Annotated in this window: 11 protein-coding genes; 3 read left to right on the top strand and 8 right to left on the bottom strand. The window is 69.6% G+C overall.

Annotated elements, in window-relative coordinates; all coding sequences use genetic code 11:
* Positions 1–41 precede the first annotated feature (41 nt).
* On the top strand, positions 42–260 hold the full coding sequence (locus ABD211_RS14280) for a hypothetical protein (protein WP_344130728.1): 219 nt from the start codon (positions 42–44) through the stop codon (positions 258–260).
* A gap of 2 nt (positions 261–262) precedes the next feature.
* Positions 263–748, top strand: a complete 486-nt coding sequence (locus ABD211_RS14275; RefSeq protein ID WP_344130967.1) for a DUF2269 domain-containing protein — start codon at positions 263–265, stop codon at positions 746–748.
* A 52-nt stretch (positions 749–800) separates the two neighbouring features.
* Here ABD211_RS14275 and ABD211_RS14270 read toward each other — a convergent pair whose 3' ends face one another.
* Entirely contained in the window at positions 801–1,763 is a 963-nt protein-coding gene (locus tag ABD211_RS14270) for a F510_1955 family glycosylhydrolase (protein WP_425560409.1), read from the bottom strand.
* A gap of 935 nt (positions 1,764–2,698) precedes the next feature.
* Between ABD211_RS14270 and ABD211_RS14265 the strand changes: the two genes are divergently transcribed.
* Positions 2,699–4,114 (top strand): 4Fe-4S binding protein, encoded by a 1,416-nt coding sequence (locus ABD211_RS14265; protein WP_344130725.1) that lies wholly within the window; start codon positions 2,699–2,701, stop codon positions 4,112–4,114.
* A gap of 9 nt (positions 4,115–4,123) precedes the next feature.
* Here ABD211_RS14265 and ABD211_RS14260 read toward each other — a convergent pair whose 3' ends face one another.
* The 7 genes from ABD211_RS14260 to ABD211_RS14230 form a co-directional block, all read right to left on the bottom strand.
* Positions 4,124–5,476, bottom strand: a complete 1,353-nt coding sequence (locus tag ABD211_RS14260; RefSeq protein ID WP_344130722.1) for a phenylacetate--CoA ligase family protein — start codon at positions 5,474–5,476, stop codon at positions 4,124–4,126.
* A gap of 93 nt (positions 5,477–5,569) precedes the next feature.
* Entirely contained in the window at positions 5,570–7,819 is a 2,250-nt protein-coding gene (locus ABD211_RS14255; RefSeq protein WP_344130720.1) for a heavy metal translocating P-type ATPase, read from the bottom strand.
* Between the two features lie 12 nt (positions 7,820–7,831).
* The gene (locus ABD211_RS14250; RefSeq protein WP_344130717.1) at positions 7,832–8,788 is read right to left on the bottom strand and encodes a COG1361 family protein; all 957 of its coding nucleotides are present in this window, start codon (positions 8,786–8,788) and stop codon (positions 7,832–7,834) included.
* A 2-nt stretch (positions 8,789–8,790) separates the two neighbouring features.
* A complete protein-coding gene (locus tag ABD211_RS14245; protein ID WP_344130713.1) occupies positions 8,791–8,997 on the bottom strand; it encodes a heavy-metal-associated domain-containing protein in 207 nt (68 codons plus the stop codon).
* Between the two features lie 163 nt (positions 8,998–9,160).
* Entirely contained in the window at positions 9,161–11,212 is a 2,052-nt protein-coding gene (locus ABD211_RS14240) for a heavy metal translocating P-type ATPase (RefSeq protein ID WP_344130710.1), read from the bottom strand.
* Positions 11,213–11,434: 222 nt separating this feature from the next.
* A complete protein-coding gene (locus ABD211_RS14235) occupies positions 11,435–11,731 on the bottom strand; it encodes a metal-sensitive transcriptional regulator (protein WP_344130707.1) in 297 nt (98 codons plus the stop codon).
* 74 nt (positions 11,732–11,805) lie between these two features.
* Positions 11,806–12,126 (bottom strand): hypothetical protein, encoded by a 321-nt coding sequence (locus ABD211_RS14230; protein WP_344130704.1) that lies wholly within the window; start codon positions 12,124–12,126, stop codon positions 11,806–11,808.
* Positions 12,127–12,451 lie beyond the last annotated feature (325 nt).

Below are 12,451 nucleotides of genomic sequence, written 5' to 3'. Positions count from 1 at the left end.
GTATTGCAAAATCACTGAGTACCCCAGAGCAAGGAGGACAGATGAGCATGCACGAGCCAGCAACCGGCTCCGAGGAGCCGCAGCGCCCAGTCGGGAGCGACGACGCCAGCGCGTCCGGCATGCCCCGGTGGGTGAAGGTGTTTCTCATCGTCGCTGTCGCGGTGGCGGCGCTCGTGGTGGCGGCGTTGATAACGGGGCACGGCCCAGGTCGGCACATGGGTCACGGGTCGCACGTGTCCGAGGCGGGTGCACGAGCGTGACCATGCGTCCGGGCGTGCGCAAGGCGGCGCTCGTAGCGCACGTCGGCACATCGGTGGGCTGGCTCGGTGCTGTGGCCGCCTCCCTCGTGCTGGCCATCGTCGGGATCGCCGCCAAAGACGCCGACGTGACACGGTCGGCATACCTCGTGCTGGAACCGATGGGATGGGCGACATTGGTGCCGCTGAGTCTCGCCAGCCTTGTCACCGGGGTGGTTCAGGCAATGGGCACGGCCTGGGGGTTGCTGCGGCACTACTGGGTGGTGGTCAAGCTGGTGATGAACCTGTTCGCCACCGGTGTGCTCCTGCTGTACATGCAGACGCTCTCGTTGCTGGCCGACACCGCTCGCGCCGCTCCGGCCGGAGATGTCTCCGGCCTACGGAGCCCTTCGCCGGTCGTGCACGCTGCGGCCGCGATCGGTCTGTTACTGGTGGCTCTGGTGCTGTCGGTCTACAAGCCACGCGGAACGCTGCGGTGGGCACGACGGTGAAGGCGATGGGCAGCCCGGCTCAGCCACCAGCTGGCTGGAACCAGGACGCTCGTCACGGTGAGTACTTGACTGTCCAGGTAACGGCCCCGTCAGTGCTGGTGAGGATTTCGTCGCCGGCCACGGCGGCGAACAGGGTCGACCCGTGGGTGGCGAGGGCCTGTGGCTGCGCCGGCAGCCGTCCGCCCAGCTTCCAGGTGGTGCCGCCGTCCGTTGACTGCCAGACGCCACCGTCGGCGGCGGCTCCCCACAGGTACGCCGGTTCGTCCCAGGTGAGAGTCCATATCGCGGGAGCGCCACCGACGACAGCCCAACTGCGTCCGCCGTCGGTGGAGCGCTGCAGCCCGTCGCGGCCCACGGCGATGACAGTCTGCGGGTCGGTCGGGCTGACCGCGAACGCGCCCAGCGCCAGGGTCGAGCGGCGTTCCCAGGTGCGGTGATCCGTGCTGACCATGAACGCGCCATCTGCGGAGTTGTACCCGTACACCTTGCCGTGGGCGGCTCGCAGACCGTGGAAGTCAGCCGCGCCGGCCAGCGACGTGTTCTGCCAGGTGACCCCGCCGTCGGTGGACTCGATCAGTCCGAGATTGCCCGGCCCTTTGCCGTCTTCTCCCGGATGACCGGAAGCGAGGAAGTGGCCCTGTCCGACGCTGGTGAAGCCCATCAGGTCCGGCGTGTCCTGAGATACCCGGGCTGCCGTGTGCTCGCCGTCGATGCGGAACAGACCCACGTGCGTCGCGGCATACAAGCCGCCTGTGGCGTGGTCGACCGCGAGCCCGTGCACGTGGCCGAAGTCCGCCGCGGCGACGGCCACGCCGCCGGACCCGGTAGCCGTCGGGCCGTCCGCCACCCCACCGCCCTGGTCGCGTATCCCGAACGCCACGCCGGCGGAGGCAACGGCCAGGGCGGCCAGGCCGGCGACCAGGGGCCACCGGCGCGCGGAACGTCGCCCGGCCGGACGCGCCCGCCGTGCGGCCGCAGTGGTACGTGGTTGGTTCACCTTGGTCCGAGTGGCCATCGCCGCTCTCACTTCCTGGTTCGCCTGTGCTGGTGCCGGGCGTCGTTACGGTGCGTCGTACGCCATCCACCCTGACGGCCGCGCCCGAAGGAACGGACCCGCAAACCATGAAGATTCGCTGAAGTACTCCGCACCGGGCGCTGCGCCAGCGGTGCTTCAGCGAATCTTCATGGTTATCCCCCACCGAACTTGATGATCAACTCCGACTCTTACGAGTAGTGATCACGGGAACGGATGGAGGGCGCCACATGCCACACGACCACCAGGGACCGGCCGCGCCCTCAGCCGGCCCACCGCTGGCGGCAGGGGATGACGACGCCGAAGCGACAGACAGTGACCTGGGCCGCCTTGCACGGTGGCAGCGTGTCCTGATCTGGCTCGCCGTTCCTGCCGTGATCACCCTCGGTGCCGGCGCCGGGTACCTGGCGGCCGGGCAGCGGGCAACGAGCGAGCCACAGTCGGCCGCTTCGGCAACGCACGACGGTCACACACCCGTACCCAGCGCCGGGCATCAACACGGCACTGACGCCGTCTCCCACCCCGCAGAGCACGCTGGGCACGACAGCGCCGCACCGGAGTCCGACCCCGAGGCCGATGATCACGCGTCCCCCGGACACGGCGCGGCCGACCATTCCGCCCCCGGATCGGCCAACGCCGGCCACGTCGACACCGACCACGGACAGGGCGCCGCGGCCGTAACCGGGAGCGCGCCCGGCGACGCAGGAGGACACGGGACGGGAGGCGGTCACGGGGCGGCCGGACACGGCGCGAGCGGATCCAGCTCCCGCCCACGCACTGCGGTCCTTACCGCCTTCGCGGCCGTCAACGCCGCGATCATCATCGGCGCGGCATTGGTGCGCCGCCGTACGGCCCGCTCGCCGCGCCCGACCCGGCCAGACACGATCCAGCCCGCCTGACCCGAAAGATCCCCCGCCATGAGCCTCAGTACCGAGCCCCGCCGCGAAGCGGCCCGGCCCGCTCCCCCATCCAACGTGCCGGCACGGTCGAATCGGGACCTGTTGGCCTACCGGCCGGTCGCCCGGTTCGTGCGTAGCCGCTGGTACCCCGGCGTGTTCCAGTGGGCCGCCGCGGCGGTGTTCGCCGTCGTGGTGTACCAACTCCTGCTGGGTCCGGACTCGGCGCACGAGAACCTCGGCACCGCCCTGGTATGGGTGATGTGGTGGCCGCTCATCCCGATCGTGTTCGTGGCGCTGGGCCGCTTCTGGTGCGCGGTGTGCCCGTTCGGCAAGCTGTCGGACCTGGTGCAGCGGCTCGTCGGAGCGCAGCGACCGGTGCCGCGGTTCCTCAAGCGGTACGGCATCTGGATCATCGACGCCCAGTTCATCTTCATCACGTGGGGCGACCACGTCTGGGGCATCGTCGAGTCACCCTGGGGCACCGGCATCCTGCTCCTTCTGCTGATCACGGCCGTGGTCGCGTCCGGGGCGTTCTTCCAGCGCCGCACGTTCTGCCGTTATCTGTGCTTCCTCGGCGGCCTGTCCGGCAACTACGCCCGTACCGGCGCGCTCACGTTGCGCGCTAACCCGGACGTGTGCCGAACCTGCACCTCCCGTGCGGTGTGCTTCAACGGCGGGGACAAGGCCCCCGCCTGCCCGTTGTTCGAGTTTCCGCGCACCATGGACTCCTCGGCCAACTGCAACCTGTGCGCGAACTGCATCAAGAACTGCCCTAACGACGCCATCAGCGTGACGGTCCGCAAGCCAAGCAGCGAGCTGTGGTTCATCCGCCGGCCGCGGGTCGAGGAGTCGGCCCTCGCCATGGCGATCATGGGCATCGTCCTGATCCAGAACCTCACGATGCTCGACATCTGGACCAACACGCTGTCCTGGATCGAGACGACCACCGGCATCACGAACTACCCGGTGATCTTCACCATCGCGTTCGTCGTCGCGGTCGCCGCGCCGCTGGCCGCCGTGTGGACGGCGTCGGTGACCGCCGGGCGGCGAAACGGCGAGAAGGCGCTGACCAACTTCGCCCGCTTCGGCTACGCGCTCATCCCGCTCGACGTCGCCGGACACATCGCGCACAACCTTTTCCACCTGTTGGCCGAGGGCAAGTCGGTGTTCTACACGACGCTGTCGCTGTTCGGCTACGACAACCAGGGCGCCTCCGCCGCCCTCGTTGACCACGTCACCATCCAGATCCTGCAGTACGTCGTCCTGGCCATCGGTGTCGCCGGCTCCGCCTACACGGCGTACCGCATCGCCCGTGCCCACCACCCGAAGGTCGCGGTGCGCCGGGCGACCCTCACGCCGTACCTGGTGGTGGTCGTGGTGTTCGCGGTAGCCAACACCGTGTTGTTCATGCTGCCGATGTCCATGCGCATGTGAACCGGCAGCTCATGCCTCCGAAGGCAGGGCCACGACGAGTGGCCGCTTCCCGGCCGCGCCGGTGGGGATGCTGTCGACGGTCGTGACGTTTACCGGGGGCGGCGCGACGCCGGCGGCCATGAGTGCCGCCGCCACCCGGTGCCCGGTTTCGGCCGCGTCGAAGCCGCGGCCGGGTGCCGCGATGAGCACGCGTAGCTGGCCGGGCTCGTGTCGGACCTGCCAGCCGGCGGCAGGGATGAGGTCCAACGCCTGGTGGAACACCACCGGATGGATGCGCACTGTTCCACCGGCGGTCGCGGGCAGGGTCAGCACATCGTCCGTGCGACCCTCGACGGTCTCCAGCAGCCGCAACGGCAGTGGGCACGGGCATGCGCGGGCCGCCAGCCGCACGCGGTCGGTCAGCTCGTAGCGGATGAGCGGGACGGTGCGGCTGGACAGGACGGTGACCAGCAGCCGGTCGCCGGCCTGCCCCGGCGGCACGGGCCGGTACGCGTCGTCGACCACCTCGGCGACCACCAGGTCCTCGAACAGGTGCAGACCCTGGTGCTCGCGGCATTCGGCGGCGATGCCACCGGTCTCGGTGGCCGCGTAGACGTTGAAGGGCGCGATACCCCATGCCCTGGTCGCCAACGCACGCGTGTGCGCGGTCAGCACTTCGGAGGAGGCGTTCACGCCGCGCGGTGTGATCCGCAGCCGCCCAGCGAGCTGCTCCTCGGCCAGGACGCGGATCATCGAGGCGTACCCGACCAGCACGTGTGGCCGCATCGCGTTGAGTCCGGCCACGATGTCGGATATGGGTGCCGCGGCGTCGAAGCGTTCTGTGGCGACGAACGGGCTGCGGACCGTGGCGGCCACCCGGGCCGACTGGTGCCACGGTGTGGTGGAACTGACCACCGCCATCCGTACGTGGTGCAGCGGTCCGGCTCGGACGCCGGCCCACTCGTTGGCGCGACCATAGGAGGCGATGGTCATCGCCCATTCGCGGGCGTCGGACGCGATGACACTCCGACGACCTGAGCTCCCGGATGTCGCGGACACCCAGAACCGGCCGTCGAACAACTCGTCCCCGGTCAGGCCTTCGAGGTAGGCGTTCAGCCCGGCCAGCCGCACCGCCGGGTCGGTGGCGAGTTCGTCGAAGTGGTCCATGAGCGTTGTCTTGGTCAACACCGGCAACGCGTCGAGCGGCGCACCGGCGAGCCCTCGGTGGAACCGTCTGTAGAACGGTGAACGGCGCAACGCGAAGTCGCGCAGCGTGGTCAACTGCTGGTGCTGATGCAGCCGCACCTGCTCACGGCTCCAGCCCTCCCGCTGGCGCAGTGCCCGGCGCAGCCACAACACCCGCGCGATTGTTGGCAGATCCATGTGTGCCTCCGGTACAGCGGGCCGGCGTCTCCTTCTGATCCTGAATCGGGCCGGCCTCCTAGGGACCGGCCATGTCTCTCTGGTGCCGGTCGATCAGCGCCGGCCGAAACGGCGCAGTCGCAGGCTGTTCGAGACGACGAAGACCGACGAGAACGCCATCGCGGCGCCGGCGATCATGGGGTTGAGCAAACCGGCGGCGGCAAGTGGTAGAGCCGCGACGTTGTAGGCGAAGGCCCAGAACAGGTTGCCTCTGATCGTGCGTAGCGTGCGCCGGGACAGGCGGATGGCGTCGGCGGCTGCGGTCAGGTCGCCTCGGACGAGGGTCAGATCGGCGGCTTCGATAGCGGCGTCGGTGCCGGTGCCCATAGCCAGGCCGAGGTCGGCTTGGGCGAGCGCGGCGGCGTCGTTGACGCCATCGCCGACCATGGCGACGACCTTGCCCTGGGCCTGCAGCCTTCGGACGGTCTCGACCTTGTCCGCAGGCAACACCTCGGCGATGACCTCGTCGATGCCCACTTCGGCGGCGACAGCAGCGGCGACGGTGGCGTTGTCGCCGGTGAGCAGTACCGGGGTCAGCCCGAGGTCCCGCAGGGCGGTGATGGCCTGGCGGCTGGTGGGCTTCACGGCGTCGGCGACAGCGAGAACGCCGCGGGCCTGTCCGTCCCACCCGGCGAGGATGGCCGTCTGTCCGGACGCCTCGGCTGCCTGCTGAGCACGGCGGAGCTCGGCCGGAACGTTCATGTCGGCTTGCTCAAGCAGCCGTGGCCGGCCGACGAGCACGTCGCGGCCGTCGACCGTGCCGTGTACGCCGAGTCCTTCGGTGTTGGCGAACGCGGTGACCGGTGGAAGGTAGGTGTTCGCCTCGGTCGCGGCTGCGGTGATGGCGTGCGCGATCGGATGTTCGGAGGCTGCCTCGAGCGCGCCGGCGAGCCGGAGAACCTCGTCCGGGTCGACGCCGGTCGCCGGCGTGACACCGACGAGGGTCATCCGACCGGTGGTGACGGTGCCGGTCTTGTCGAGCACGACCGTGTCCGCCCGCTTGGTGGATTCGAGGACCTCGGGGCCTTTGATGAGGATGCCGAGTTGAGCACCGCGCCCGGTGCCGACCAGCAGCGCGGTCGGGGTGGCCAGGCCCAGCGCGCAGGGGCAGGCGATGATGAGTACGGCGACGGCGGCGGTGAACGCCGCGGTGACGTCGGCGCCGGCGCCGATCCAGAAGCCGAGGGTGGCCACGGCGAGGGTGATGACGAGCGGGACGAAGACCGCCGAGACCCGGTCGGCGAGGCGCTGCACGGCGGCTTTGCCGGTCTGGGCCTGCTCGACGAGTGTGGCCATCTGGGCCAGCTGTGTGTCGGCGCCGACCCGGGTGGCGGTGACGATCAGCCGCCCGCCGGCGTTGACGGTGGCGCCGACGACGGCGTCACCGGGGCCGACCTCGACCGGCACGGATTCGCCGGTGACCATACTGGCGTCGACGGCCGAGGTGCCATTGTCGACGACACCGTCGGTAGCGATCTTCTCGCCGGGACGGACGACGAACCGGTCGCCGACGATGAGCTGGTCGATCGGGATCCGGACCTCGAGGTCGCCGCGCAGTACCGCGACGTCCTTGGCACCGAGTTCCAGTAGGGCGCGCAACGCGGCACCGGCACGGCGTTTGGACCGGGCCTCGAAGTAGCGACCCGCCAGGATGAAGACGGTGACCCCGGCGGCCACCTCCAGATAGATGGCTCCGGCGCCGGAGCCACGGTCGACGGCGAGCGTGAACGGGTGCGTCATGCCTGGCGCACCGGCATCACCCAGGAACAGGGCCCATAGCGACCAGCCGAACGCGGCAAGGGTCCCCATCGACACCAACGTGTCCATGGTGGCGGTGCCGTGGCGCAGGTTGACCGCGGCCGCGCGGTGGAACGGCAGTCCGCCGTAGACGACGACCGGTCCGGCCAATGCCAATGACGCCCACTGCCAGTGCGCGAACTGCCACGCCGGCACCATCGCGAGGATCACGACCGGCACGCTCAGCACGATCGACACCCACAACCGGGTCCGCAGGGCGCCCAGTTCATCGACGGGCTCGGCCGGTTCGGCGGCGGGTTTCGGCGGAGCCGGCACCGTCGCGGTGTAGCCGGTCTTCTCGATCGTGGCGATCAGGTCCTCGGCGCTCACCGCCGCGTCGGCGACCGTGACAGTGGCCTTTTCCGTGGCGTAGTTGACGGTGGCGCTGACGCCGTCCATGCGGTTGAGCCGCTTCTCGATCCGCGCGGCGCAGGAGGCGCAGGTCATGCCGCCGATCGCGAGTTCGATCCGGGTGGCCGTCGAAGGCAGTTCGGTGCTGGTGCTCATGGCGGTGCTCCCCTACCCGTGGCCGTGTGGTTGGTCGGCGTGCCCGGTCGGGCCCGGCTGTGCGGGTGGCGGGCTCGTGACCCCTGTTGGGACGCTGCCCGCGACAACGGTGAACTCGGCGGTGCGGACCTTGCCGTTGTGCTGGAAGTCCAGATACAGCCGGTACGCCGCGTCGCTGGGCACCTCGACGTAGAAGGTCAGCTGCGGGCCCGCCGTCGTGCGTCCGCCGTCGGCCGGGTGGACATGCCGGTAGGCCAGGTCACCGTCGCGGAGGGCGACCAAGTGGCCGTAGGCGCCCAGGTAGGGCTGCAGGTCGGTGACCGGAACGCCGCCACGGGTGACGGTCAGGGTCAACCTGCTCGCCGTGCCCGGCACGAGTCCACCGGACAGCTCGACCTCGTACCCGTCGACCTGGACGGCGGGTTTCGGGACGGGCAGCGGCTGCGGCAGGTACGTTCCGGCAGCCGCGAGGTCGACGCCCAGGGTCAGTGCGCTGGCGCGACCGGTGGGCTGGAAGTCGGCGAAGATCCGGTACTGGCCGGCCGAGGCGACGGTCAACGGGATCGTCCAGGTCCCGTCGCTGGCCATTGTCGGGTGCAGATGTTGGTACCCGGACAGGTCGCGGCGGACCACGATGAGGTGCAGGTTCTTTTCGTGGGTGGGCGTGAAGTCGGTGACCGGTTGTCCGTGCTCGCCCAGGATCCGGAACCGGAAGTCGGTCACGGTACCGACGGGCAGGGATGACACGACTGGTACCAGGCGGTATCCGGCGTCGCTGACCTGCAGTCCGCGAGGTGACGAGGCTGGGTTCGCCTCATCGCCGGAGATGGCGTCGGCATGGTTCATGACGGCCTGGTGTGCTTCGCGCTGCGCGGGTTCGGGGCCGGCCAGTCGACCGGCACCGAACGCTCCCGCGAACGCCACGGCCAGACCCAGGGTGTAGAGCCCGAGCCGTGCTGGGGTGTTCATCGTCAACCCACCAGTTCGTATCCGGCCTCGTCCACCGCGGCGCGCACGTCCTGCACGTCGAGCGGCTGGTCACTGGTCACGGTGGCCTCACCCGCAGCGAGGTCGACCTGAACATCGGTCACGCCCGGCACCCGGCCCAGCTCGGTGCCGACCGAGCTGACGCAGTGGCCACACGTCATGCCCTTGATCACATACGTCGTGGTGGTCATGGCCAGATCCCTTCGATTCTGTACCCCGTGGGGGTATCTCCGATCCAATCGCAGCATACCCCCTGGGGGTAACCCTGGAACGTAATACACGTCACCTCATGCGTTCATCACGCTGCGCTGAAAGGCGCGGACCAAACAAGTGCTGGCCGGCCCCTGTTGTTGCCTATTGCGCCTCGGGCGCGAGGTGGACGCGGCGCAGTAGTTGGGCGTTGAGCGCGACCACGATCGTCGAGACGGACATGAGCACCGCCCCGACCGCCGGGCTCAGCGTTATCCCGGCCCAGGCGAGCACACCGGCGGCGAGCGGGATGGCGACGACGTTGTAGCCGGCCGCCCACGCCAGGTTCTGGATCATCTTCCGGTACGTCGCCCTCGACAGGCGGATAACTGCGGTGACGCCGCGCGGGTCAGACGATGCGAGCACCACGCCGGCGGACTCGATGGCCACGTCGGTGCCGGCGCCGATGGCCAGCCCGACGTCGGCGCGGGCCAGCGCCGGGGCATCGTTGACCCCGTCGCCGACCATGGCCACGGTCAGCCCACGACGCTGCAGCTCGGCCACCGTATGGTCCTTGTCCGCCGGCAGCACCTCGGCGAACACCTCGTCCACACCCGGCCGGAAGCCCAGATCCGCCGCGACGGACTCGGCGACGGGACGCGCATCACCGGTGATCATCACGATCTTCTCCAGCCCTTGTTCGCGCAGCTGCGCGATAGCGTGGCGGGCCTCGGGGCGGACTTCGTCCTCGAGGGCGAACGCGCCTGTCACCTCTGGCGGACCGCCGTCGGGCAGGCGGATCAGGTGCAGGACGGCCGCGCCACGTGCCGACCACGCCTGTGCGCGCGAGGCCAGTTCCTCGCCGACGGTAGCGCCCGTCTCACGGAGGAGGGCCGGCCCGCCGACGGCGTACGTGGTGCCCTCGACGACGGCCTGCACGCCGCGCCCGGTCAGCGACCGGAAGCCCGTGGCGCCCGCGCGAGGGCCGCGGTCGGTGGCGGCCTTGACCATCGCCTTGGCCAGGGGATGTTCGCTGTCAGCCTCCACTGCGGCGGCGATGAGCAGCACGTCCTGTTCCGTGGTGCCGGGTACGGCAGCCAGCGCGGTGACGGCGTGTGCGCCCTTGGTCAGGGTGCCGGTCTTGTCGAAGAGCACCGCCCCGACGGTGCGCATTCGCTCCAGCGCCATACGGTCCTTGACCAGGATTCCAGCCTTGGCGGCCACGGCGGTGGACAGCGCGATCACCAGCGGGATGGCCAGCCCGAGGGCGTGCGGGCAGGCGATCACCAGCACGGTCACGGTGCGGACCACCGCCTGGTCGAGGTCCCCCAGTGCCCACCAGACCAGGAAGGTGGCCAGGGCCGCGACGGTGGCGATGTAGAACAGCAGCGCGGCGAAGCGGTCCGCGAGCACCTGGGCCCGTCCGCTGGACGCCTGCGCCTGCGCGACGAGGCGACCGATGCCCGCCAGGGCGGTGTCGTCGCCGACCGCCGTGACCTCGACCCGGATGGCCGAGTCGGTGGCGACAGTACCGGCCACCACCCGGTCACCGACGCCGCGCGGCACCGGACGGGACTCCCCGGTGATCATCGATTCGTCCAGTTCCGCGGCGCCGTCGACGACGCGCCCGTCGGCGGGCACCCGCCCACCGGCGCGCACCAGCAGCGTGTCCCCGACCCGCAGTTCGCCGACTACGACCCGCCGCACGGTCCCGTCCACCTCGACGACCTCGGCCTCGTCGGGCAGAAGCGCGGCCAGCGCGGCCAGCGCCCCCTGAGCTTGGCCGATGGCCTTCATCTCCTGCCAGTGCCCGAGCAGCATGATGGTTACCAGCGCGGCGAGTTCCCACCAGAAGTCCAGGTCGAACAACCCGAACGTGGTGGCCAGCGACGCGACATACGCGACAGCGATCGCCATCGAGATCAACAACATCATGCCGGGCGCACGGTCACGGACCTCACGTACGCCACCGACGAGGAACGGCCAGCCGCCGTAGAAGAACACGACCGAACCGAGCACCGGGCCGACCAGGTCCACACCGGGAAGATCCAGGGTGTAGCCGAACCAGTCCATCACCATGTGGCTGCTCGCGACGATCGGAATGGTCAGCAACAGGCTCAGCCAGAACTTGCGGCGGAACATCTCCGGGTCGTGCCCGGCGTGCTTGTCATGACCTCCGTGCGGACCGTGAGCCATCGGCACGGGGTGCCCGCTCATGGCAGCCTCGCTCACCGGGGCCGCGTGACCGTGACCGTGTGGATCGACCTCAGCCGCTGGGGACATGGTCGACTCGTCGTGGCCGGAGTCCTGGTGCTTCATCGTTACCACCTCCGGAAAGAGAACCTATACCCGGTAGGGGTATCTTGCAATGCCCACGCTCGATATAGCCCGGCGTGGTCGGCGGACCAGCCACCTTCGTGCCCGACGTCCGCGGATGGTCTAGCCGCGTTTCATCAGCCGGCCAACTGCGGCCATGAACTCAGTGGCCATTTCGTCAGCACGCCCGTCGGCGGCTCCTTCGTGCAGGCAGTGCCGGGCATGGCCATCCAGCAGACCCAGCGCTACCTTGTCCAGGGCCGCCTGGACCGCCGAAATCTGCGTCAGTATGTCGATGCAGTACCGGTCGTCGTCGACCATGCGCTCGATACCGCGCACCTGGCCCTCGATGCGCCGCAGGCGGGCCTGCAGCTGTTCCTTGGTGGCGGTGTATCCGCGTGTCGGCGCCGGGGTCGTCATAACCCGAGCATACAACCCCCGGGGGGTATATCTCTCCGCTCAGTTCGCAGGATCCGCCCCGACACCCCGGTCGATCACTTCGAGTGGTGCCGATTGTGGTCGGAACCGCTCGGGATGGGCTGTTCGCTCCCTGGCCGCGTCGGGGAGTCTCCGTCTCCGCTGATGACCGGGCCGATAACAAAGGTCGACAGCGAGAACATGGCGGCAAAGACGGCCAGGGCGATGGCCGGTGCCCACCAGTTGGCGAAACGGCGCCGCAAGCGCAGCAGGAAGGGAACAGAGGCGAGCAGGCCGAGCACACCGAAGAGCGCGGTGCCGCCAGCGCCGGCGATGAGCGCGGCGCCGGCGAGCGGGCCGATGTGGTGCAGCACATGTGGGGCCAGACCCATCACCACGCCGATGGCCCCGACGAAACTGCCCCACCAGGTCCGCAGTCGCCCAGGTGCTGCGGCGCTTGGAGCATGGGACGTATCGGCGGGCGGGGCTGCGGGCCGTGGCGCGTGGTCGTGGGTCATCCGGCTGGCCTTTCGCTGGTGACAGACGTATCGGCGTGCACGGCTTCGTTACTGCAGATGGCCGATCACCGATCGGTCGTTGCCCGTCAAGGTGCCCTATCGTCGCCGGGCTGGCTGCAACCGTACCGGTAGGGGGTATCCCCGGTCAGTGTCGAGCCACTGCTTCGAGGCAATCTTCAGCGAATCTTCGTCATTGGGCGTGGTT

The sequence above is a fragment of the Luedemannella flava genome (genome assembly GCF_039528515.1).
Taxonomy (GTDB): domain Bacteria; phylum Actinomycetota; class Actinomycetes; order Mycobacteriales; family Micromonosporaceae; genus Luedemannella; species Luedemannella flava.
This window is presented reverse-complemented; position numbering and strand designations above follow the sequence as displayed.